Origin of the sequence: Methyloferula stellata AR4, from assembly GCF_000385335.1 — a bacterium.
GTDB classification, from domain to species: Bacteria; Pseudomonadota; Alphaproteobacteria; order Rhizobiales; family Beijerinckiaceae; genus Methyloferula; species Methyloferula stellata.
This window is the reverse complement of record NZ_ARWA01000001.1, coordinates 1,168,936-1,191,333: the sequence shown is the minus strand read 5'-3', so window position 1 is coordinate 1,191,333 and position 22,398 is coordinate 1,168,936. Positions and strand designations below refer to the sequence as shown.

The 22,398-nt window shown below is 60.5% G+C and carries 23 protein-coding genes; 10 read left to right on the top strand and 13 right to left on the bottom strand.

What is annotated here, in order from left to right:
• Nucleotides 1-25 precede the first annotated feature (25 nt).
• Nucleotides 26-277 (bottom strand): DUF2934 domain-containing protein, encoded by a 252-nt coding sequence (locus A3OQ_RS25320; protein ID WP_020174432.1) that lies wholly within the window; start codon nt 275-277, stop codon nt 26-28.
• 180 nt (nt 278-457) lie between these two features.
• Here A3OQ_RS25320 and A3OQ_RS0105820 point away from each other — a divergent pair, with 180 nt between their 5' ends.
• Nucleotides 458-1,456, top strand: a complete 999-nt coding sequence (locus A3OQ_RS0105820) for an adenosine kinase (protein ID WP_020174431.1) — start codon at nt 458-460, stop codon at nt 1,454-1,456.
• Between the two features lie 133 nt (nt 1,457-1,589).
• Here the strand turns inward: A3OQ_RS0105820 and A3OQ_RS0105815 are convergent, their stop codons facing one another.
• The 5 genes from A3OQ_RS0105815 to A3OQ_RS0105795 all read right to left on the bottom strand — a co-directional run bounded on the left by A3OQ_RS0105815 (nt 1,590) and on the right by A3OQ_RS0105795 (nt 6,574).
• Nucleotides 1,590-2,396, bottom strand: a complete 807-nt coding sequence (locus A3OQ_RS0105815) for a formylmethanofuran dehydrogenase subunit C (protein ID WP_020174430.1) — start codon at nt 2,394-2,396, stop codon at nt 1,590-1,592.
• Nucleotides 2,393-3,301, bottom strand: a complete 909-nt coding sequence (gene fhcD, locus A3OQ_RS0105810; protein ID WP_020174429.1) for a formylmethanofuran--tetrahydromethanopterin N-formyltransferase — start codon at nt 3,299-3,301, stop codon at nt 2,393-2,395. Before fhcD ends, A3OQ_RS0105815 begins: the two co-directional genes overlap by 4 nt.
• On the bottom strand, nt 3,289-4,926 hold the full coding sequence (locus A3OQ_RS0105805) for a formylmethanofuran dehydrogenase subunit A (protein WP_026595536.1): 1,638 nt from the start codon (nt 4,924-4,926) through the stop codon (nt 3,289-3,291). Before A3OQ_RS0105805 ends, fhcD begins: the two co-directional genes overlap by 13 nt.
• 2 nt (nt 4,927-4,928) lie before the next feature.
• Complete coding sequence (locus tag A3OQ_RS0105800; RefSeq protein ID WP_020174427.1) at nt 4,929-6,017, bottom strand: molybdopterin-binding domain-containing protein; 1,089 nt, start codon at nt 6,015-6,017, stop codon at nt 4,929-4,931.
• A 176-nt stretch (nt 6,018-6,193) separates the two neighbouring features.
• The gene (locus tag A3OQ_RS0105795) at nt 6,194-6,574 is read right to left on the bottom strand and encodes a 4a-hydroxytetrahydrobiopterin dehydratase (RefSeq protein ID WP_020174426.1); all 381 of its coding nucleotides are present in this window, start codon (nt 6,572-6,574) and stop codon (nt 6,194-6,196) included.
• Between the two features lie 130 nt (nt 6,575-6,704).
• Between A3OQ_RS0105795 and A3OQ_RS0105790 the strand changes: the two genes are divergently transcribed.
• From A3OQ_RS0105790 to fae, 7 genes are all read left to right on the top strand, one after another.
• Nucleotides 6,705-7,694, top strand: a complete 990-nt coding sequence (locus tag A3OQ_RS0105790; protein WP_020174425.1) for a beta-ribofuranosylaminobenzene 5'-phosphate synthase family protein — start codon at nt 6,705-6,707, stop codon at nt 7,692-7,694.
• Between the two features lie 5 nt (nt 7,695-7,699).
• On the top strand, nt 7,700-8,587 hold the full coding sequence (locus A3OQ_RS0105785) for an NAD(P)-dependent methylenetetrahydromethanopterin dehydrogenase (protein WP_020174424.1): 888 nt from the start codon (nt 7,700-7,702) through the stop codon (nt 8,585-8,587).
• Between the two features lie 13 nt (nt 8,588-8,600).
• Nucleotides 8,601-9,725: an ATP-grasp domain-containing protein gene (locus tag A3OQ_RS0105780; RefSeq protein WP_020174423.1), complete on the top strand. Its 1,125-nt coding sequence runs from the start codon at nt 8,601-8,603 to the stop codon at nt 9,723-9,725.
• Nucleotides 9,722-10,693, top strand: coding sequence for a methenyltetrahydromethanopterin cyclohydrolase (gene mch / locus A3OQ_RS0105775; protein WP_020174422.1), 972 nt, complete (start codon nt 9,722-9,724; stop codon nt 10,691-10,693). Before A3OQ_RS0105780 ends, mch begins: the two co-directional genes overlap by 4 nt.
• Nucleotides 10,677-11,636, top strand: coding sequence for a RimK family alpha-L-glutamate ligase (locus A3OQ_RS0105770; RefSeq protein WP_020174421.1), 960 nt, complete (start codon nt 10,677-10,679; stop codon nt 11,634-11,636). The genes mch and A3OQ_RS0105770 overlap by 17 nt, the downstream gene beginning before the upstream one ends.
• Complete coding sequence (locus A3OQ_RS0105765; RefSeq protein WP_020174420.1) at nt 11,633-12,493, top strand: triphosphoribosyl-dephospho-CoA synthase; 861 nt, start codon at nt 11,633-11,635, stop codon at nt 12,491-12,493. Before A3OQ_RS0105770 ends, A3OQ_RS0105765 begins: the two co-directional genes overlap by 4 nt.
• Before the next feature lie 231 nt (nt 12,494-12,724).
• The gene (fae, locus tag A3OQ_RS0105760) at nt 12,725-13,234 is read left to right on the top strand and encodes a formaldehyde-activating enzyme (RefSeq protein ID WP_020174419.1); all 510 of its coding nucleotides are present in this window, start codon (nt 12,725-12,727) and stop codon (nt 13,232-13,234) included.
• A gap of 56 nt (nt 13,235-13,290) precedes the next feature.
• Here the strand turns inward: fae and A3OQ_RS0105755 are convergent, their stop codons facing one another.
• Nucleotides 13,291-13,986 (bottom strand): HisA/HisF-related TIM barrel protein, encoded by a 696-nt coding sequence (locus A3OQ_RS0105755; RefSeq protein WP_026595535.1) that lies wholly within the window; start codon nt 13,984-13,986, stop codon nt 13,291-13,293.
• A gap of 216 nt (nt 13,987-14,202) precedes the next feature.
• On the opposite strand from A3OQ_RS0105755, the gene A3OQ_RS0105750 reads away from it, so the two are divergent.
• A complete protein-coding gene (locus A3OQ_RS0105750) occupies nt 14,203-15,243 on the top strand; it encodes a hydantoinase/oxoprolinase family protein (RefSeq protein ID WP_020174417.1) in 1,041 nt (346 codons plus the stop codon).
• Here the strand turns inward: A3OQ_RS0105750 and A3OQ_RS0105745 are convergent.
• From A3OQ_RS0105745 to ccmA, 5 genes are read right to left on the bottom strand one after another with little or no spacing between them, the layout of a single operon-like run.
• Nucleotides 15,237-15,860, bottom strand: a complete 624-nt coding sequence (locus tag A3OQ_RS0105745) for a DsbE family thiol:disulfide interchange protein (RefSeq protein ID WP_020174416.1) — start codon at nt 15,858-15,860, stop codon at nt 15,237-15,239. The two genes, A3OQ_RS0105750 and A3OQ_RS0105745, sit on opposite strands and share 7 nt — an antisense overlap.
• Nucleotides 15,857-16,012 carry a heme exporter protein CcmD gene (ccmD, locus tag A3OQ_RS0105740; RefSeq protein ID WP_020174415.1) on the bottom strand — a complete coding sequence of 52 codons (156 nt, stop codon included), beginning with the start codon at nt 16,010-16,012 and terminating at the stop codon, nt 15,857-15,859. Before ccmD ends, A3OQ_RS0105745 begins: the two co-directional genes overlap by 4 nt.
• The gene (locus A3OQ_RS0105735) at nt 16,009-16,776 is read right to left on the bottom strand and encodes a heme ABC transporter permease (protein WP_020174414.1); all 768 of its coding nucleotides are present in this window, start codon (nt 16,774-16,776) and stop codon (nt 16,009-16,011) included. The genes ccmD and A3OQ_RS0105735 overlap by 4 nt, the downstream gene beginning before the upstream one ends.
• 40 nt (nt 16,777-16,816) lie before the next feature.
• Nucleotides 16,817-17,506 carry a heme exporter protein CcmB gene (ccmB, locus tag A3OQ_RS0105730; RefSeq protein WP_020174413.1) on the bottom strand — a complete coding sequence of 230 codons (690 nt, stop codon included), beginning with the start codon at nt 17,504-17,506 and terminating at the stop codon, nt 16,817-16,819.
• Nucleotides 17,503-18,120 carry a heme ABC exporter ATP-binding protein CcmA gene (ccmA, locus tag A3OQ_RS0105725; RefSeq protein WP_020174412.1) on the bottom strand — a complete coding sequence of 206 codons (618 nt, stop codon included), beginning with the start codon at nt 18,118-18,120 and terminating at the stop codon, nt 17,503-17,505. The genes ccmB and ccmA overlap by 4 nt, the downstream gene beginning before the upstream one ends.
• Nucleotides 18,121-18,260: 140 nt before the next feature.
• On the opposite strand from ccmA, the gene acnA reads away from it, so the two are divergent.
• On the top strand, nt 18,261-20,993 hold the full coding sequence (gene acnA, locus A3OQ_RS0105720) for an aconitate hydratase AcnA (RefSeq protein ID WP_020174411.1): 2,733 nt from the start codon (nt 18,261-18,263) through the stop codon (nt 20,991-20,993).
• A gap of 212 nt (nt 20,994-21,205) precedes the next feature.
• On the opposite strand, the gene A3OQ_RS24300 is transcribed toward acnA, so the two are convergent.
• Nucleotides 21,206-22,099 carry a hypothetical protein gene (locus A3OQ_RS24300; protein ID WP_152428329.1) on the bottom strand — a complete coding sequence of 298 codons (894 nt, stop codon included), beginning with the start codon at nt 22,097-22,099 and terminating at the stop codon, nt 21,206-21,208.
• Between the last annotated feature and the right edge of the window lie 299 nt (nt 22,100-22,398).

The window sequence follows — 22,398 nt, the reverse complement described above, 5'->3', positions numbered from 1 at the left end:
CAGAAGATCCGTCGATCTTCGCGATCTAGTTGAACGTGACCTGCGGCACCCGCGTGCTTTTACGCTTCGGCTGCGCCGGCGTTTTCGAGACTGAGCGGGATACCGGCTTTTTGCTTGCGGCTTTCGCCTTAGCCGGGGCGGCGGAAATATCCGCCGCACAGTCAAGCTGTCTCAGAGCCCGTTCCCAATGCTCATAGGCACGTCCGTCGGGACAGCCTTCCAATTCCCAGATTGCATACGCAAGATGTCTGACCCGCTCTTCCAATTCAATGTTCATCGCATCGCCCCTAGCTGTGCTCGACATGTCTGGCAGGTCCCTGTTGGATAGGGATTTATGGTTAACGAAATCTTAAGACGAGCCAGACCGGAAGCATCCGGAAGGGCAGCTCTGCCTTGACCGGCGGGGCTTGCGATGCGACGAACGACGCGATCTCAAATGCTTTGCTGGGGAACGAAGATGGCCGCGCGCTACGACATTTTGGGTTTTGGCAATGCCATCGTCGATGTGCTCGCATTCGCCGACGACGATCTTCTCGCCAAACATAATCTCAACAAAGGCTCAATGCAGCTCGTCGATGAGAAGACCGCGCAGGTCCTCTACGAGGCCATGGGCCCGACAACCATCGTCTCCGGCGGATCCGCCGCCAATACGATCATCGGCGCCGCGAGCTTTGGATGCCGCACGGCCTTTGTCGGCCGCGTCAAAGCCGATGACCCTGGTAAAATGTTTGCCCATGACATCCAGCGGGCGAAAGTCGATTTCGCGACCCCCGCCTCGCCCGATGGCGCCGCGACCGCGCGCTGCCTCGTCTTCGTGACGCCGGATGGGCAGCGAACGATGAATACATTTCTCGGCGCCTGCCAGAATCTCACAGAGGCCGATGTCGATGAGGCCGTCGTCGCGCAATCTTCCATCATCTATCTCGAAGGCTATTTGTGGGACCCGCCGGCGGCGAAGGCCGCTTTCGTCAAGGCCTCGAAAATCGCCCGCGCCGCAGGCCAGCGCGTGGCTCTCACGCTGTCTGACGCCTTTTGCGTCGATCGGTATCGCGACGAGTTTTTAGCACTGATCCGCGACGGGTCGGTGCAGATCCTGTTTGCCAACGAGCATGAATTGCATTCGCTGTATCAGACCGGCGATTTCGACACCGCGCTCGGCCTCCTGCGCAACGAAGGCCTGCTCGCGGTCGTCACGCGATCCGAAAAAGGCTGCGTCGTGGTCAAGGGCGAGACGAGCGTCGCAGTGCCGGCTTTTCCGGTCGAGAGTGTCGTCGATACGACGGGCGCAGGCGACCTCTTCGCGGCCGGATTTCTGGCTGGCCTCACCAAGGACAAGGATCTTGCGACCTGCGCCAGATTGGGTGCCATGGCGGCGGCCGAAATCATTCAGCACATCGGCGCAAGACCGCAGAAGGATCTGGCGCTGATGGCCGCCGACAACGGGCTCGTTTTGTAAGAGCAAGCTTGGTGGGCGTAAGCCGGGTGAGGGGTTACGATTTTGCATTAAGGGATCTTACCCCCCTCATCCGTCACGCTCCGCGTGACACCTTCTCCCGCAAGGGGAGAAGGACGCCCACCATCATTCGTGCTTACACCGGCACCAGAATCTCGCCCTTGCCGAGCACGGCCATGTCACCCATCACGCGGCGCAGAGGCGTCGCGAAAAGTCTAGAACCGAGGCGGCTATCCGTTTTCAACGCCCGGCTGAAGACGCTGGCGAACGCCGAGTTCAAAGGCCCGCAATCGATGAAGGTCGGCGGCAGCGGCGAGGCATGCCCAAGCACCAAGGTGCCGCGCCGCATCAGATAGCCGGGGTTGATGCCCGATTGCCCTGCCACGACCAAAGTGCCGGCGACGATCCGGCTTGCCGGCCAATCGCCCGCATCGCCTTCGACGATAATGGTGCCGCGCCGCAGCCGGTCGGCCGCGCGATGGCCGGCCGAACCGCGCACGATGAGCAGGCCGCCTTCCATGCCGTGGATTTCGCCTTCGCGCGGGCCACCTATAAAATCGCCGGCATGGCCGAGAATTTCGAGCCTTCCGCCCTTCATGCGCGATCCCGCATAATGGCCGGCGCTACCGGCGATCACGAGCGTGCCGCCTTCGAGCAGGCGCCCGGCATTCATGCCGACGTCGCCATTGATGCGGAGCACGCCACCTTTCATGCCCTGCCCGACGCAGTCGAAACGATCAGAGCCGCCTTCGATGATAATCTCGTCCGAGGCCGCGCCCTTGAGCTTGAACACGTCGCCGACCGTCAGCTTGTCGCGCGTCGTTCCGATCTCGAGCGCCGCGATGTCGGCGAGATTCTTGCCCGCGATCACATGCGGCACAAGCGGGGAAAGATCGAGCCGCTGCACCGGGCTCGACTTGAGGCTGAGTTGCAGCGGCTTCATGCGACGTAATCTTTCAGATGGAAGTGGAACGGTCCGAGCTTGCCGCCATAATTGCCGGCGCCGACGCGTTTTGCGCCGCGTTTTGCGCCAAGCCGGATAATCGCCTTCAGGCCCGCCCGCATGGCGTCGGCGACCGCCTGTTCCGTCAGGCCGTCGATGACGATTTCGAGCACGCAACCGACATCTTCATCGAGAATCGTCTTTGCCGCACCGCGCAAGGTCGGGCAATAGGCATCGTTCGTCGATGCCGACAAGGCCTTATATTTCGAGCCGACTTTCGAGCCCGACCGCACGATTCCGCCTGGAAAGGGCATGATCGCATCGCGCACGCCATGCATAGCTGTGACGGCAGCTTCCGTTGCCCGCATCGTCGCTTCCCAATCGGGCCCCATGATGAGGAGATTGCCGCCGCCGACGGCGCCCTTGGTCAGGCCCGTGGTGGCTTCGCAGAGAAATTCGCCATCCATGACGGGCACGCGCCAATAATGCTTGTCGAGCAGTTTCTTGGAGACCTGCCAGCCGTCGCCGAAATAGCGGATCTGATCGCCGAGCTTGAGCCGGTCTGGCGCATCGAGATCGCCGAAACAGGCCGACCCCGGCGAAGTCAAAACGCATTGGCCGACGCGGTTGACGAGTTGGCTTTGCAAGCCATCGGTGGACATGGCGAAGATCAGCACGCGCACGCCAGGGCGGCCGTCCGGCGTATTGCGCGCATCGACCTCGCAATCGATGCCGGCCTCAGCGCCGCAGCCGATGACCGATGTCGCAAAGCCCGTCATCGTCGTCGCGGCCTGCCGCGCCCACTTCTTGTTCGGCGCGGTGATCAGGATCGCGGTGCCGCGCATCGGAAAGGCTTCGGCGAAGGTCTCGTCGATCCGTACGCCATTCTTGACTATTGGGCGCATGCGACCTCCTCGAAGGCATGCTCGCGCTCCGTAACCGCATGCGGCCGCACTTTGAACACGTCGCGCGAAATGCCGTAGAGATCGTCGAAATAGCCAGACAGCCTCCGGTCCATCGCCGTGTCGTAACCGGGATTGACCTTGAGCGCGCGGCCCCAGCGGTAATGAATGACGTGGCCCTCGCGCACGACGAGATCGCCATCCTTGAAGACGAGATGCGCGGCGCGGAACATTTGCGCGCGGTCCTGGTCGTCGTGATAGACCGCGACATCGGCCAGGGCGCCCGCGCCGAGATGGCCGCGATCGCGAAGGCCGAGCAGTTTGGCCGGCGCCGCGCGGGTCATGGTGGCGACTTCCTGCAGCGTATATTCGCGCGAGATCGAGCGAAGCGTCGTCATGTCGATCGCCGCCGCCGGAAGATCGGCAATCCACTTTTCGCGATAGTTGCGATCCATCAGAAGCGCGAAAATATCCGGATAGGTCGTGAAGGGCGCGCCATTCGGATGATCCGTCGTGAAGAAGACGCGCATCGGATCATTCGTCAGCAAGAACAGTTCGAGACCGCTCGCCCATTGCACGACATTATAGAAATCGTTCGAGCGGTAATCGTAAGGCACGATGCCGCCACCGTTCGAATCGCCGTCGAAGATGACGGATTTTTTGGGCCGCGCCGTGGGCGTCGCATTGTACTGGCGCATCACGTCGCTCGAGATCGTCACCGTCTGGCGGAACATCACCTGGCCGATATCGACCGTGACGTTCTTATTGGCGTTGACCGCTTCGGCAAGCCGCGCCGCCGCGGAGGAGAAGCCTTTCGAGCCCTCCGTTCCGTAAGAATAGAATTGCAGATGCGCGAGATGGAGCGGCAGGCCACGCGCGGCTGCGATCGTCGCCAGCGCCGTATCGACATTGCCCGGAATGCCGAGATTGTTCGAATGAAGATGCAAAGGATGCGGGATCTTCAGCGTGGTCACCGCCTGCTGCAAGGCCTCGACGATCTGGCGCGATGTCATGCCATAGGCCGGCACGACATCGTCAAGACTGAAGGCGCGGACATTATATTTGAACGCCGTCGCCGCACCCGCATTGATGCATTTGATGCCGATCGCATTGGCGGCGTTGAGCGTTGAGCCGACATAATCGGCAATCGCGTTCGGCCCTTCGCCGGAACGCAGCAGCGACAGAAGAAAATCATCATTGCCGAGCACCGACAAAGTGCCCTTGTCGATGATCGGAATATCGGCGAGCTCCAAATGCGCGTGCAGCGCATTTTGCGGCACGATGGCGGGCTCGATGACCGTGGTGAAGCCCATTTGCGCGTAGATCACGCCGGTCTCGAAGGTCGACCATCCCGCCGTCGACAAAGGCGTGCCGGCCGGGCGCGGACGATGCTTGCTATGGGCTTCCGGCAGCAGCATGCGCGCCGTGTTCACATTGCCGCCCGCGATATGGGAATGAATGTCGATCGCACCGGCCATGACGATCTTGCCGCTGACGTCGTGAGTCTGGTCCGGCTGCTCATGCTCGGGCGCATCGATAATGCGCCCGTCTCTGATCCAAAGATCGCCGACCGCGTCGCGATTGTTGACGGGATCGATCACGCGGCCACCCGCAAGGCGTATCAACATGCTCATTCTCCCTTTGCGAGTTCGGCGTCGATGAGGCCAAGGATATGCGCGACGCTTGAAGCCTCGCTGCGGTCCGTCGCCTCGACCGCGACAAGCGTGCCGGCCTGCGGCACATATTCTGTCGAATCATAGTCGACGCCAGGCCTGCCGACGTCGAAGCGCACATGCGGTTCGGCGCCAAAGCGCGTTCCGGGCGCGGTCAAAGCGATGAGCGGAACTTGTTTGGTCCAGGGCGGGGCTTCCGCGCCATAGGCCGAGATCCAGATCGCCGCATCGGCCTCGCCGCTGTCGATCAGCCGCTTCGAATCGAACCGCCACGTATCATGTTCCGGATAGCCGCGGCCGAAACCGGTGCGGACCGGAAAACCCGTCATCCAGCCGGAGGTGAGCACGACGCCAGCCGCGTTCATCGGCGCCACCAGGCGCACGCTCGAAAAACGCGTGTTCTTGTTGAGATCGATGATGAGGCCGGTCAGCATTTCGATCGAGAGCGTATCGGCCGATTCCGCCGACCAGACCGCGACGCCGAAATGCGCGGCCTTCAAAATTTCCGCGACCTCGGTGAGCTTCTTCGTCATCGCCGGACCTTGCGTGGTCTTGCGGCCAAGCACGATGGCTCTGAGAGAGGCGAGTATGTTCGGCAGGGCAGCCGGTGTCGCCGCGACTTCGAGCGTGCCCGCTGGAGCCTCGCCCTTGCCGGCGCCGATCCAGACGATTTTGCGGGCCGTGACCTCGGCTTCGAGGACAGGCGCGAGATCCGGGCGCAGGTACTCCATCAAGGGCGGCCAGGCTTTTGTCAGATTCGAGCCGATGAAAAGCAGCACATCGCCACGCAGGCGCGCTTCGCCGACCGTCGTGATCATGGCGCCGGCCTGACGCAGCACGTCGAGATCGCGAAATACGATCTCCGAGCGCATATGGTCGATGGCGCCATGCAGCTTATCGGCCAGAAGGATGGCCGCGCGTGTGCCGGCGACATCCGTGCCGAGACCGGCAATGGCCGGCAGGCGCGCGGTTTTGAGCACGAGCGCGGCTGCCGCCGCGGCCGTTTCCAAGGAAACGGCGGCTCCGTCAATCCATGCCTTGTCCATTGCCTCCCCGCAGATCGCTTTCAGACCATGAAATCGAAATCGATCGCCCGGCCCAAAGGTTGGTTTCGATCAATATCATGTGAATGATTTGTCACAGTTCCAGTTCAAAACACCGCGAGTCCGTTCACATGAATCGCGTTCTATCGAGGCTTGACCGCCGACGCAATCGAACCGGTTCATTTTCCATATTTGATATAGGCGAAACGCGGATCCTCAGGCGTACCTTCGAGTGCGCCGCCGTCCTTGCCTGGCTGCCATTGCACGACATCCTCGATCTTCTTCGCCAGAGTGAAATCCTTGTCGGTGATTCCCTTGGCCGTATGCGTCTGCAGGCGGACTTCGACCCAGGCATAGGATGCGGTAATGTCCGGGTGGTGCCACGCGGCCTCGGCGAGATGGCCGACCGTATTGATGACCATCAGCGTGCCTTTCCAGCCGGCCGTCTTGAAAGTTCGCCTGATCCAGCCACCTTCATAGGTCCAAAGCGGAATTTCGGCGGCGAGTCGCTCTTTGATTTCGTTTTCGCTATAGGTTTTTTCTTGAGGTTTGTCGCTCATCACCGCCGTCCGGTTAAAAAGCGCGTCTTGGCCGCACTGATTACCAGTTGGCAACGCATATATTTCGTACCAGTCTAGACCGCGCTCCGGCAGACGCAAGGCGCTTCGTCCGTAGAATTGCCGAGGAAACATGCCGAACAACGTCGCAGTGCAGGCCACCGCACGTCTTCACCTAGGATTTCTTGATCTCAATGGAAGTATCGGGCGGCGTTTTGGCAGCATAGGCCTTGCCTTGGATGCGCCCGCGACCACGCTCACTCTGGCCCGGGCCTCGTCGCAGAGGGTCACCGGGCCGGAACATCTGCGCGCCGCCGCGCATCTCGAAAAGATGCAACGGCATCTGGGCCTGACCGGCCATTATGAGCTCGTCCTGCGCGAAGCTATCCCCGCCCATGCGGGCCTGGGCTCCGGCACGCAATTGGCGCTTGCCGTCGCGACCGCGCTGCGCCGCCTCGAAGGCTTCGATCTCGACATACCGGGCGACGCCGAGCAATTGCAGCGCGGCGCGCGATCCGGCGCCGGCGCCGGTCTCTTCACGCAGGGCGGATTGATCGTCGATGGCGGCCATGGTACGCGCAAGGGCACGCCGCCGGTTCTCGCGCGTCTGGCGTTTCCCGAATCCTGGCGGATCGTTCTCGTGATGGACAAAGGCATAAAAGGTGTGCACGGCGAAGACGAACGTGCGGCCTTTGCGACATTGCCTCAGTTTCAGGCATCGGGCGCGGCCGACATTTGCCGGCATGTGCTGATGCAGGCGCTTCCTGCTCTAATTGAGAGCGATATTGGGCAATTCGGCGCGGCAATCGCTCAAATTCAGACAATTCTCGGCGATTATTTTGCACCTGCGCAAGGTGGCCGCTATACAAGCGCCGCTGTCGGAAAAATCATGGCCGCGCTCGGCGAAACCGGGGCCCATGGGCTTGGCCAAAGCTCGTGGGGGCCGACGGGTTTTGCTTTCGCCGAAAGCGAGGGCGAAGCAAGACGCCTGGTCGACCAGGTCGCGCAAGATGCCGCTCTCTTGCATTTGGACGTGTTAATCTGCAAAGGCCTCAATTACGGTGCCAGGATTGAGACCAATACCGAAACAAAAAACCTCGAACACCAAATCCAATCGGGATGAAAAGAATGGCAAAAACCATTTTGCATATGCTGAGCCCTTTGAAACATATGAGCCCTTTCGACGTGAACATGGCGCTCGATGCAGGCTATGATTCGGTCACGCCTTACAGCAACGTGACCTTGGATGAAGTCATGCCGCTGGTGCAGGACGCGATGTTCTCGCGCTCGCCCAAGGATTGCCTGCGCACGGCCATCTTCATCGCCGGCAAGGATGCGATTCTCGCGCTCGACATGGTCGATGTCGCGAAGAAGACTTTGCTGAAGCCCTTCGAGATTTCGATCTTCGCCGACCCGGCGGGCTCTTTTACCACCGCCGCCGCCATGGTCGCCTGCGTCGAGAAATTGCTCAAGACAAAGAAGAACAAGACGCTCGCCGGAACGAAATTCATCATCTACGGCGCAACCGGCGTCGTCGGCTTTTCGTCCGGCGTCATCGCCGCGCTCGAGGGTGCCGAAGTGACATTCGCCGGGCATGACGGCATCGGCCGCGTCGCGAAAAGCGCTGAAGAGGTCAAGAAGCGTTTCGGCGCGACTGTCATTCCGGTCGACGCGAGCACGCCGGAACTGAGACTTGCCGCTCTCACAAAAGCCGATGTCGCGCTTTGCGCCGGACGCGCCGGGTTGCAGATTCTCTCGGCCGAAGATTTGAAGAAGGCCCCGAACCTTCTCGTCGCGGCCGATGTGAACGCCGTGCCGCCCTATGGCGTCGAGGGCCTGGAACTGATGGACAATGGCAAGGAACTTGCCGGCGGCATCCTCGGTGTCGGCCCGCTCGCGATCGGCGACATCAAGTACAAGACGGAGTCTCAGCTCTTCCAAAAAATGGTGACAACCGACAAGGCTCTGTGCCTCGATTTCCGTGATGCTTTCACCCTCGCGCGCACCCTCGTCTGAGCGCGAGTGCGTCTTGATCGCCGCTCCGTCCGGCCGCGCTTTGGCGCAGGCCGCGCGGGCGGCGGGCTATTTGCCGCTGGTCTGTGATTTTTTCGACGATCTCGACACGCGCGAACTCGCCGCAGCCAATCTTTTGGTCGAAGGCGATTTCGCGCATGGCTTCGAAACAGCACCCTTGATGGCGGCTCTGAAAGCGCTCGCCGAAGGCGCGCAAGTGGAAGGCAAGCAGGTGATCGGGCTCGTCTATGGCGCAGGCTTCGAAGACCGCACCGGGCTTTTGGAAGAAATCGCAAAACATTGGCCGCTCCTCGGCAACGCGCCCTCTATCGTGCAGCGCGTGAAAGACCCAGCCGCTCTTGCTGAGCTTTGCGCCGACCTTCGCGTTCCGCATCCGGACATCTCGTTCGAAACGCCAACTGACGGCAGCCGATGGCTCATCAAACATGCGGGCGGATCGGGCGGCGTGCATATAGCCGCCGCCGAGCCGGGCCTTCTCGCTAATGGCGGCTATTATCAACGCCGCGTCGCGGGCCGCCCTGTCTCAAGCCTTTTGCTCGCCGACGGAACCAAAAGTTTGATGCTCGGTCTCAGCGAACAATGGGCCACCCCCGCGCCGGGTCAGCCTTGGCGCTTTGGCGGCGCGGCACGGCCGGTCTCACTCGATGCGACGCTCGCAGAGGCGCTTACGCGCGCATCTTGCGATATAGCAGCGGCAGCGGAACTCGTCGGCCTGAACAGTATCGATTTCCTCGTTGAGGGCCCGGACTTTCACCTGATCGAAATCAACCCGCGACCCGGCGCCACGCTCGATATTTTTCGCGACCATGACGGCCGCCTTCTGCGCGCGCATATCGAAGCCTGCCGCGGAGATTTGCCGGATAAGTCCTTGCGGTTCGAGGCGGCGGAAGCCGCCAGCTTCGTCTATGCGCCGTACGAGATCGCGTCCACGCCCGCTTGCGATTGGCCCATATGGGCCGCCGACCGGCAAAAGCCGGGAAGCGCGGTCGCCGAACATGATCCGCTCTGCACAGTGACGGCGAGCGGACCCGACCTTCATTTCGTGCGGCGCCTTCTCGACGAGCGCGCCGCACAGATTCTGACACTCCTCTCGATCAATCAAAGGGAAGCCGCCGCATGACAGATACTCCGGAGATCAGCGTCAATACGCTGGCAGGCCACTTGGTCGACAGGCTCGTCCATGAGGCCACGAAATTCCGCTGCATCGTCACCAAAGGCGAGCGCGGCGAAACGCTCATCGACGCGGGCTCAGCGGTGGTCGGTGGGATCGACGCCGGGCTTCTCATGGCCGAGGTCTGCCTCGGAGGCCTCGGCACCGTGACTCTCACGCCGTTCAATGCGAGCCCGAACTGGCCGTTTCATTTGACGGTGCGCACAAAGGACCCGGTGATCGCTTGTCTCGGCAGCCAATATGCCGGCTGGAGTCTCCAGCATGGTGAAGGCAAGGGCGCCTTTTTCGCTCTGGGCTCGGGCCCCGCGCGCGCGCTGGCTTTAAAGGAGCCGCTTTTTCACGACCTCGGCTATGCCGATGTTGCCGATCGCGCCACATTGGTGCTCGAGGGCGACCGCCCGCCGCCGCCAGAAGTTGTCGATAAGGTCGCGCAGGCATGCAAGGTCGCAGCCGATCGCGTCGCCTTCATCTACGCGCCGACGCGCAGCCTCGCAGGCGGCGTGCAGGTGGTTGCACGCGTGCTCGAAGTTGCCATGCACAAAGTGCATGAGCTGAAATTCCCCTTGTCGCGCGTAATCGACGGCATTGCGACGGCGCCTCTGTCGCCGCCGCATCCGGATTTCGTCACCGCCATGGGCCGCACCAATGATGCGATCATCTATGGCGGCCAGGCGCATCTTTTCGTAACCGGGCCAGCCAATGAGGCGAAGGAACTCGCAGCGGCCTTGCCGAGCACCACGTCGCGCGATTACGGCCAGCCCTTCGCGCAAATCTTCAAGACGTACAAAGGCGATTTCTACAAAATCGATCCGACGCTCTTCAGTCCGGCCGCGGCCATGGTGACGGCGGTCGAAACCGGCGAAACCTTCCGCGCCGGACATATCGATCTGGCTCTGCTCGATGCCTCCTTCGGCTGAATCATCGGCACTCGCACAGCCGCCGAAAGCGGCGCAAGACGGGCCGCAGATCGCGCTTGCCGTCGACCGGTTCGATTGGCATGCGCGGGCCCTGACCGCGGCTTTTGCGCGCGCGGGTGCGAGAGCCATTCCGATCAGGCTCTCAAGCTGCGGTTTCGATACGAGGCGGCCCTCTGGTCTCGTCATCCCCGGATTTGGCGGACGGCTGCCAGATGCCGTCTTTGCCCGCGCGATCGGCGCCGGCACATTCGAATCGGTGACGACACGGCTCAGCGTCTTGCATGCCTTGGGCGACATAGGCGTGCCTGTCCTGAATTCGGCGCGCACGATCGAACGCTGCGTCGATAAAGCCGCGACGAGCTTTTATCTTGCGGCAAACGCCATTCCCACACCCGCGACCTGGACGGTCCAAACGGCAGCCGCCGCGAGAGTCATCGTGCGGCGTGAATGCGCGCGCGGGGCCCTGGTCCTGAAGCCGCTCTTCGGCGCGCAAGGGCGCGGGCTGAAACTGATCCGGCGCGAGTCCGATCTGCCCGAGATCGAAGCGGTCGAAGGCGTCTATTATCTGCAGCGATTCGTCGGTGTCGAACAGGACGGATTTCGCGATACCCGCGTTCTCGTCTCGCGCGGCGAGATCATCGCGGCCATGAGCCGCCACGCACGGCATTGGATCACCAATGTGAAACTCGGCGCCAAACCCGAGCCGATCGAAATCACCGATGAAATGCGCGATTTGTCGCTGCGCTCGGCAAAAGCCATCGGCGCCGATTTCGCCGGCGTCGATCTTTTATGCGAGCGCGACGGACGTCTGACCGTTCTCGAAGTCAACAGCATGCCCGGCTGGCGCGGCTTGCAAAGCATCACCGGATTTTCGATCGCCGACCGGCTCGCGGGCGATCTTCTGACACGGCTCGATCTCGATCTCGCCAGAACCGCGCGATGAGCCTTGAGGCCGACATCGCCGAGGCTTTTATCGCCTCCTGCCGCGATGAAATCCTGGCCTTGAAACCCGGCAATGTTCATGTCTTCGCCGAAGGCCACGGCATGACGGCGGAGCATTTTCTGGCGAGCGCCGCGGCAGCGGCGCCATCGCTGACGCGGCGGGGTCATACCGTCGGCCAGCGTATCCGCGGCGCGGTGGAAGCGAGTTTCGCCACCGTTGGAATGAATACAAATCTCGGCATTCTGCTTTTATGCGCGCCTCTCGCGGCGGCGGCGGAGCGTGGCATACCTGATCTGCATGGCGGCTTGGCTGAAATTTTAGGCAGGCTTAGCCGCGCCGATGCCGAAGACACGTTTCAAGCAATCGCCCGTGCTTCGCCGGGCGGCCTTGGCGAGACCGCGCGGCATGATGTCCATCAGCCGGCAACCGTGACTTTGCGCGAGGCTATGGCCGAGGCCGCTCCGCGCGACCGCATCGCTTACCAATATGCGTCGAATTTTGAAGATGTTTTCATGACAGGGCTTGCTGCCCTCAAAAGCGCCAGAGACCGTGGATGGAGCGCGCCCTGGACTACCGTTACAACCTATCTCGCTTTCCTGGCGAAATTTCCCGATACGCATATCACCCGCAAATTCGGCCTGGAGGCCGCTGAGGCCGTTCGAATGGAAGCCTTTGACGCCTTTGCGCGATTCGAAGCACGGCCGAAGCCTGAGGAGTCTTTCGACGATCTCATGGCTTTCGACACGCGCCTCAAGGCACATGGTCGCAACCCTGGCACGAGCGCCGATCTGACCGTTGGCACTCTCTTCGCCGATCGGCTATCCAGCATCTTGCTCCGGCCTCGCATAAATGGTTGAGTGGCGCCGCGGAGCGATCCGTGGCTATCTGGCCAACCGGCCCAAGCAAGGGCGCTGACAGCAAGGATAGAGCATTATCAGGCGGGCCTCCCCGGCTTCGCGGTTGAAAATGCGATTAAAAAAGCTGATAGAGCGTGTTTGGACGCAGGGGTTCAATTGCGTTCTATGAATTTATGTCTGTCGAATGCTTCGGCAGCTCATCGAAAAGTCCCCTTTCTGAGGAGTTTGTAAATGGCCGTGATTAATAAGCTTTTGGTCGGCGAGTCGCTTGTCGGCGACGGCAATGAAATCGCTCACATCGATCTCATCATGGGACCGCGCGGCAGCGCGGCCGAATCGGCGTTCGCCAACGCGCTGGTCAACAACAAGGACGGCTTCACGACGCTCCTCGCCGTCGTCGCCCCGAACCTGCTCTGCAAGCCGAACACGATCCTGTTCAACAAGGTCACCATCAAGGGCGCCAAGCAGGCCGTTCAGATGTTCGGACCGGCTCAGCATGCCGTCGGCAAGGCTGTCGCGGACAGCGTCGCAGAAGGCATCATTCCGGTCGCCGAAGCTGATGATATCTTCATCTGCGTCGGCGTGTTCATCCATTGGGAAGCAGCCGACGATCAGAAGATCCAGGACTTCAACTATCGCGCCACCAAGGAAGCCATCGCCCGCGCCGTCAAGGGCGAGCCGAAGGCGACCGAAGTCGTCGCGCAGCGCGACACGGCCAAGCACCCCTTCGCCCCGAACTAAGATTCGGTCCGCAGGTTGGTCAATGTCAGGGGAGCTTTCGGGCTCCCCTTTTCATTTTAAGTTGCCTGCACCAAATCTGCGCTGCCAAGCCGCCCATCATGCAAAGCGGATGCGACAAGAACGCCCGCGGCTCCGGCCGCCTGCAAAAGCCCGAGATCGCCTTTGCCGCGCAGACCGCCAGCCGCATAAATTTTGCGTGACCCTGCTCTTTTGAGGACGGATTGAAGCCGTTCGATATCCGGCCCCGCATCACTGCCGACACGCGAGAGAGTCATGACGATCAGGCGCTGCGGCCAAAGCCTCTCGTCGTCGAGAAGCGCGCGCGGCCCGAGAAATGTCTCGCCACGAAAATCGAGCGAAAGGATGATGCGCGGATCGTCGCGAAGCATTTCGAACGCGGCTGCGTCCTCGAATGATTCGCTTCCGATCACGAGATGAGCCTTATTTTGCGCGAGCCATATCTGCGCTTCGGATAGAGTTCTGACGCCGGCATCGACCCAAAAAGTCAGATGAGGAAAGAGCGCCTGTAATTCGGCAAGAGTAACCTCATGCGAAGCTTGTCCTTCGATCGCATCGAGATCCGCGGCATAGATCGTCTCGAATGGATGCTCCGACAAAAAGCCCTGGATCACGTCGCGCGGCGCGCTGGTCGCGGCGAGCGGTGTTACGAGCGGCGCGTAAAACTGCCGCTCCCCCATTTTGGCGCGCACCACCTGCTTGCCCTTGAGATCGATGACGGGAATGACTTCCACCGAAAACCTCTGCATCATAAGCAAGGCTGCTGAAGGACGTTTCTGCCGCCCTCGCCCTTCGAGACGCGCGCTTTGCGCGCTCCTCAGGGTGAGGGTTTTGGGAAGATTGCATCTTTTCCCTCATCCTGAGGAGCGCTCCTTTGGGAGCGCGTCTCGAAGGACAAGGAAAAGACTTCAGCATCAAGAGCCCATCTGGTTCGCACGCAAGAGACACATATGCAAAGCATCATCGGTTGGGATATAGGCGGCGCGCATTTGAAAGCCTCGCGCTGGGAAGACGGCCGCATCGTCAAGGCCGTGCAAGTTGCCTGCCCGCTCTGGCTTGGGCTCGACGAATTGCATCGGTCCTTTGCCGAGGCAAAGCCGCTTGTCGGATCGGCCGATCTCAATGCCGCGACCATGACCGCCGAACTTTGCGACGCCTTTGCCTCGCGGGAAGAAGGCGTCAATGGTGTCGCAGCGCTCGCGGCGCAGGAATTGGCGCCCGCGCGGGTGCTCTTCTATGCCGGCCCCGAAGGCTTCGTCGAACCGCAGGCGGTTGCCGCCCATGCCACAAAAATCGCTTCCGCCAATTGGCATGCGAGCGCGTCTTTCGCCGGGCTCCACCATCAAAATGCGCTTTTCGTGGATATGGGCTCGACGACCACCGATCTTATTCCGGTCATCGGCGGCAAAGTCAAAACGGCGGGCTATTCGGATGCTTCGCGCCTCGCCAATGGCGAACTCGTCTATGCCGGAGTCGTACGCAGCTATTTGATGTCCTCCGGCCTCAAGCTGGTGCCCTTCGGCGGGCGCTGGGTGCCTTTGATGAACGAATGGTTCGCAGCGACTTGCGATGTCTATCGCCTGCTGGGCGAACTGCCGGAAGATGCCGATGTCATGGAGACCGCCGATGGGCGCGAAAAGACGGTCGAGGCCTCGATGGCCCGGCTCGCCCGCATGCTGGGCTATGATGGGCCCGAAGCCGATCTCGCGACATGGCAGCAGCTCGCGCGCTATTTCGCCGAAGTGCAATTGCGCGATCTGACCGATGCCGCGCATCTCATCCTGTCGCGTGGCGAGATCAGCGCGGAAGCGCCCGTCGTCGGAGCCGGTGCCGGGCGCTTCGTCGTGAAGCGCCTAGCCGAACGGCTCAATCGGCGCTTCATCGATTTTTCCGATCTGATAGAGGCCTTGCCCGAAGTGCGCGCCAAGGCCTGCGATTGCGCGCCGGCTTCGGCAATTGCTTTTCTTGTCGCAAGCCTCGCGGCTCACTGAGCGGAAGCCGGTGCAGCCGCCTTGGCGATTTCCGGCAGAAGCACGCTGCGTATGGCGTCAGCGCTCATCGGCCCGATGAATTTATACGCGATCTTGCCGTCGCCTTTGACGACAAAGCTTTCCGGCACGCCATAGACGCCCCAATCGATCGCGGTGCGTCCCGAACGGTCGGCGCCGATCCGGCTGTAGGGATCGCCAGCCTGGCCGAGAAAACGCCTGATGTTTTCGGGTTCGTCCTTATAGGCGATGCCGACGATCTTCACGCCGAGATCGGCCAATGCCGGATCATTCGAGAGCTGCATCAAAAGCTCATGTTCTTGATGGCAAGGCACGCACCATGAGGCAAAGACATTCACCAAAGTGACATGACCTTGACGCAGATCCGCGTCGGTGAGGCCCGCTCTATTTTCAAGTCCCGCAACGGCTGGCAGATTAAAAGCCGGCACTTCCTTGCCGATCAGCGCAGAGGGCAAGCGCGATGCGTCTCCGCCATAGAGGCGCAGTAGGAAGAGCCCGGCCAACGCCAGAAAAACCAGAAGCGGCAGAAAGATGAGCCAGAGGCGCCGTTGCGGCTTCGGCGTTTCTGCGACGGCGGGATCTGCGTCCTGCGCTGTCATTCCTCGGGTCCGCCTTCGCCGCGTCCCGGCAATTTGGCCAGTGCCCGCTTCAAAATCTTTTGATCGTAAAGGATCGCGGCCACCATTCCGGCGATCACGACAAAGCCCAGACCATAAGCGGCGACGATGAAGCCAAGATGCGGATCGCTCATCGGGCCGGCTCCATCGCGGCACCCGAGAGATCCCTGTCGCCGGCATGGGCCGCGAGGATCGACAGACGCCGCAGGCGGCGGCGATAGATCTCGTTGCGGATCGCCATCATATGCAAAGTCAAAAATAGAAAGGTGAAGGCAAGGGCCATCACGATCAAAGGCCAGAGCAGGCTTGGCGCGATCGTCGGACCGCCGAGCCGGAAGACGGAGGCCGACTGATGCAATGTGTTCCACCAATCGACCGAGAATTTGATGATCGGAATATTGACCGCGCCGACAAGCGTCAGCACGGCGGCCGCGCGCGCGGCACGGCCAGGATCTTCGATCGCCTGCCAGAGCGCAACAAGGCCGAGATAGATCAGAAATAAAACCAGCACCGAGGTCAGCCGCGCATCCCAGACCCACCATGTGCCCCACATGGGCTTGCCCCAGAGCGAGCCGGTCGCGAGGCAAATGAAGGTGAATCCGGCGCCAAGCGGGGCTGCCGCCTTTTGCGCGGCATCGGCGAGCGGATGGCGCCAGACGAGCGTGCCGAGCGCTGCCGAACACATGACCGCATAGATGAACATGGAAAGCCAAGCCGCCGGCACATGCAGATACATGATCTTGACGGTCTCGCCTTGCTGATAGTCCGGCGGGGCGAGGAAGGAAAGATAGAGGCCGATGCCGAACAAAAATAGCGTGATACCGGCGAAAACCGGCACGAGCCAGGAGGCGAGGCGCAGAAAATTGCTCGGATTGGCGAGGTTCAGCATGGCCATCATCTAGGAGCCTCACATGTGAAAGGCAAATTAAAGCCGGTGGCTAAATCCGGGCCTGCCGCAGCGCCAGAGCGGCTGCGAAGGGCGCCGCCGCCAAGGCCCCGAGGCTCAGCGCCAGGAGGATCGCGAAGGGCGTCATGAAAGGCACGGTGCCGCCGGAAGCCGCCTGCGCCGCCGAGACGCCGAAGATCAAAACAGGCACGCAAAGCGGCAAAATCAAGATCGCGAGCAAAAGCCCGCCGCGGCCGAATCCGACGGTCAAAGCCGCCCCGATCGCGCCGATCAAAGTCAACGCCGGCGTCCCGGCCAAAAGCGAGATCGTGACACCGAAAATCGCTTGCGGTTCGAGGCCGAGCATCACGGCAAAGACCGGCGTCGCCACGACAAGCGGCACGCCGGTCAAAAGCCAATGCACGAGGCATTTGACGAGAACGATGGCCTCGAGCGGTATCTCGCTCATCAAGAGAAGGTCGAGCGAGCCATCGTCGTCATCGCCCTGGAACAGCCGATCTAGGCCAAGCAGCGTCGCGAGCAGAGCCGCGATCCATAAAAGCGCCGGGCCGATGCGGGCGAGCAGGACGAGATCGGGCCCGACCGCGAAGGGAATGATCGAGACGAGGATCAGAAAAAACACGACACCCATGCTGCCGGTGCCGCCGACTCTCCGGCCGATCCGCCATTCGCGCGCGAAAAGCGCCTTGAGCGGCGAAGAGCCGCGCTGCGTGGCACTCATGGCTCGCCATCCATCTTGCCGTCCATATTAAGCTCCCGCGCGGCTAGGCCAAGCGTCGCATGGGTGGCAGCTATGATGAGACCGCCGCCCGCCAAATGGTCCTGCATGACCTCGCGCAGCAGGTTCTGGGATGCCAGATCGAGCGCGGTCAGCGGTTCGTCGAGCAGCCAGATCGGCCGCGGCGCGAGCAACAGTCTTGCCAGCGCCCCGCGGCGCCTTTGGCCAGCCGAAAGATAGGCTGCGGGCAGGTCGGCGACGGCTTTAAGGCCAAAGCGCGCCAAAACCGCCTCCACCGCCATTGTGCCCGGCACTGTTGCGAGCATGGCCGACCAGAAGACCAGGTTTTCTCTGAGCGTCAGCACGCCTTTCAGGGCGTCCGCATGGCCGAGATAATGGCTGGCCTCGGCGCGCGGCATGTCGGATCGCGGCGAAAGCTCGATTGTGCCGGACACCGGGCTCAAAAGCCCCGCCAAAGCGCGCAAAAGCGAGGATTTTCCCGCTCCATTGGCCCCGGTGACAGCCAGGGCTTCGCCGCTCTCGAGAGAAAAGCTCAAATGGGAGAAAATCAGGCGGGCGCCGCGTTCGAGCGTCAGATCCGTCGCCGCAAGGCGCATGCAAAACCCTCAGAAACTCTTGACCCTCAAAAACACTTGGGGCGGGGTCAAAAAAACTTCGCCTTTCGACCTGTAGCTCGCGATTTAGAAATTATCTATAAGCCGGACATCTTTTCAGCTCGGTTTCGGAAGTGGATTCCATGGCGTCGCTCGACAGTTTCAAATGCCTGAAAAAGCTCAATGTGGGCGACAAGACCTATCATTATTACTCGCTCAAGACGGCGGAAAAGAACGGTCTCCCAGGCATTGCGAACCTGCCCTTTTCGATGAAGATCCTGCTCGAAAACCTGCTGCGGTTCGAGGACGGCCGCTCGGTGACAAAGGAGGATATTCTCTCCGTCGCACAATGGCTGCAGAACAAGGGCAAGGACGAGCGCGAAATCGCCTTCCGTCCGACGCGGGTCCTGATGCAGGATTTCACCGGCGTTCCGGCCGTCGTCGATCTGGCCGCCATGCGCGATGCGATGACCAAGCTCGGCGGCGATCCGCAAAAGATCAATCCGCTCGTGCCGGTCGATCTCGTCATCGATCATTCCGTGATCGTCGATGCTTTCGGCACCAACAAAGCCTTCAAGACCAATGTCGATCTCGAATATCAGCGCAATGGCGAGCGCTACCGCTTCCTGAAATGGGGGCAGGACTCGTTCAATAATTTCCGTGTCGTGCCGCCCGGGACCGGCATCTGCCATCAGGTCAATCTTGAATATCTCGCGCAGACCGTCTGGACGAAGAAGGAAAAAGTCACAGGCAAGGGCGGTAAGAAGGAAACGATCGAGGTCGCCTATCCCGATTCGCTCGTCGGCACCGATTCGCACACGACCATGGTGAACGGGCTCTCCGTGCTCGGCTGGGGCGTTGGCGGCATCGAGGCCGAAGCCTGCATGCTCGGCCAGCCGCTCTCCATGCTTTTGCCGGAGGTCATCGGCTTCAAATTGACCGGCGCGCTCAACCCCGGCGTGACCGCGACGGATCTTGTGCTCACCGTCACGCAAATGCTGCGCAAGAAGGGCGTCGTCGGCAAATTCGTCGAATTCTACGGGCCGGGCCTGAATGCGCTCTCGCTCGCCGATCGCGCGACCATCGCCAATATGGCGCCGGAATATGGCGCGACCTGCGGCTTCTTCCCGGTCGATGGCGAGACGATCTCCTATCTCACCATGACCGCGCGCTCCAATCCGCGCATCGCGCTGGTCGAGGCCTATGCCAAGGCGCAAGGGCTCTATCGCACCAAGATCTCGCCCGATCCCGTCTTCACCGAGACGCTCGATCTCGATCTCGCCGAGGTCATGCCGTCCATGGCGGGTCCGAAGCGTCCCGAAGGCCGCGTCGCACTCGGCGGTGTCGCCGAAGGCTTCAAGGCCGCGCTCGAATCCGATTACAAGAAGAGCGCCGATGCCGAGACGCGCTATCCCGTCGACGACAAGAATTTCGATCTCGGCCATGGCGATGTGGTGATCGCAGCGATCACGTCTTGCACCAATACGTCGAACCCGAATGTGCTGATCGGCGCGGGCCTTCTCGCGCGGAATGCTTTGGCGAAAGGCCTCACGACGAAGCCTTGGGTCAAAACCTCGCTCGCGCCGGGCAGCCAGGTGGTCGCCGAATATTTGACGGCCTCCGGCCTGCAGAAGGATTTGGACAAGCTCGGCTTCAATCTTGTCGGTTTCGGCTGCACGACCTGCATCGGCAATTCCGGACCTTTGCCGCCTGAGATTTCGAAGACCATCAACGAGAACGGCATCGTCGCCGCGGCTGTGCTCTCGGGCAACCGCAATTTCGAAGGCCGCGTCAGCCCCGACGTGCAGGCGAATTATCTGGCCTCCCCGCCGCTGGTCGTTGCGCATGCCATTGCCGGCACGGTGACGCGCAATCTCGACGAGGAGCCGATCGGCCATAATAAGAAGGGCGAGCCCATCTATCTCAAGGAGATCTGGCCCTCGGGCGAGGAGATCGATGCCTTCATCGAGGATTTCGTGACGCGCAAGGTCTTCAAGTCACGCTATGCCGATGTCTTCGAGGGCGATGCGCATTGGCGCAAGGTGAAGGCGCCATCGGGCGAAACCTATAAGTGGGACATGGGCTCGACCTATGTGCAGAACCCGCCCTATTTCGACGGCATGACGATGACGCCGGACCCCGTCAAAGAGATCGAAGGGGCTCGCATTCTCGCGCTCTTCGGCGACAAAATCACCACCGACCATATTTCGCCCGCAGGCTCGATCAAGGCCGGCTCACCCGCCGGAACCTTCCTCGAAGAGCGGCAGGTCTCGGCCAAGGACTTCAACCAATATGGCACGCGGCGCGGCAATCATGAGATCATGATGCGCGGCACTTTCGCGAATATCCGCATCAAGAATTTCATCCGCGAGAAAAAGCCGGACGGCACGGTGCCGGAAGGCGGGATGACCAAACATTGGCCGGACGGCACCGAAATGCCGATCTACGATGCGGCCATGAAATACAAAGAGGAAGGGGTGCCGCTCGTCATCTTCGCCGGTGCCGAATATGGCAATGGCTCGTCGCGCGACTGGGCCGCGAAAGGTACCAAGCTCCTGGGCGTGCGCGCCGTCATCGCCGAGAGCTTCGAGCGCATCCACCGTTCTAACCTCGTCGGCATGGGCGTACTGCCGCTCACCTTCGAGGCCGGCACGACCTGGGCGTCGCTCGGCCTCAAGGGCGACGAGATCGTCACGATCCATGGTCTTGGCGAGGGCCTGAAGCCACGTCAGATGATGGAGGCGGAAATCAAATATGCCGACGGCGGCGTGAAGACCGTGCCGCTGCTCTGCCGCATCGCGACCGAGGACGAACTCGAATATTTCAAGAATGGCGGCATTCTGCCTTACGTGCTGCGGCAGTTGGCGGTGGCATGAGCGAATCCTTCCCCTGCAAGGGAAAGGTGTCATGCAAAGCATGCCGGATGGGGTAACCCCACCCGGCCGCTAACGCGGCCACCCTCTCCGAACGAGGGAGGGATTGGCACCTACCGAGGCCTCGTGCACGGACGAGATCGCCGCGTGGCGATTGTTGCTTAATTCATCTTTTGATCGGCTCTGCACAGTACTACTTGCGATCCGAGAATTTCCTAAAATAGGAACCCCGTCCGCTCGGTTGGATCAAGCTGGTTTTCGATATCATCAACAATAGCACGCAGCAACTTCGACAGCTCGGCGATATAATTCACCGTAAAAACAGTAAGCGAATTGCCATCAATATCGACACCGTTTCTGTGTACACAATCGTGACGATATCTTATCGCTAACGCAAGTTTGTCGGCAGAAGCTTTCCCATCCAGCAATTTAACTCCGAAAGCCATCTTGTATAGCGCGGAAACTAACTCAATGCGGTGATATACAACGGTCTCTCGAAGATATTTTCTAACTGCTTTCATGACGATGTCGTGATCTTCTAAAATTTCCTTAAGCGAGAATTTTTGGTCTTTTAGATTTCGGTCATATGTCAGAATTTCTCGCACAAGTTTGATATCCTTTGTGACTCTTTGGACCAATGTATCCGCAAGATAGGCTTCGAAGGCCGAAAGGTATTGGGCGAAAACCATTCGATTGATAAGGGCGCCGCCGCTTTCCAAATTTCCATGTTTATGTAAGACATTGCCAATATCGAAGAATGCATTCAAAAAATTTAGGTAAGGTTCTGGAGGCGCGGGTTCTGCAAACCAGCTTACGTAGTAGTCCGGATCTGGCGTAAAGAATGGTATATCAGCCGCCACCAAAACATTCGGGTAATCACGAAAAGTTACTTCGCAGGAAGATCCTGAGTAAAAAACATCTGCTTCAAAACTTGCTCCGCATTCGGTGCAGCTTATTTCACTTACATCATTGGATACAAGATCAGAGGAACTTTCAGCATTACTCCAATCTGGCTCTGGCACCTCGATCGAGGTTCTAATCCGCTCACCGCAACTTGGGCAGCGAAATGAGATGTCCGATTCAAACCGTTGCTCTGGTTCGTCCGTCATGAAATGGGCTATCCTGCCTCTCGTCTTTGCCGATAGTATACTGAATGTCGCTTCAAGGCGTGACCGACCATGGGCTTAGTAGGCACCGGGAGTTATTCGAGCTAACGCCCTGGTTCAACCTGTGAAGTTGCCCGCTAACCACACGTCAGTTTTCGCCATTCATCCGATGGCGGGCAGTTTCAGCGAGGCGGATGCGCTTTTGTCAATGATCTCAGACCGCCTTCGGCGGCGACCCATCTACGATGGGTCGTCATTGACCAAAGCGATCCGCTCGCCATGCTCACTGCCAAAAGATGAAT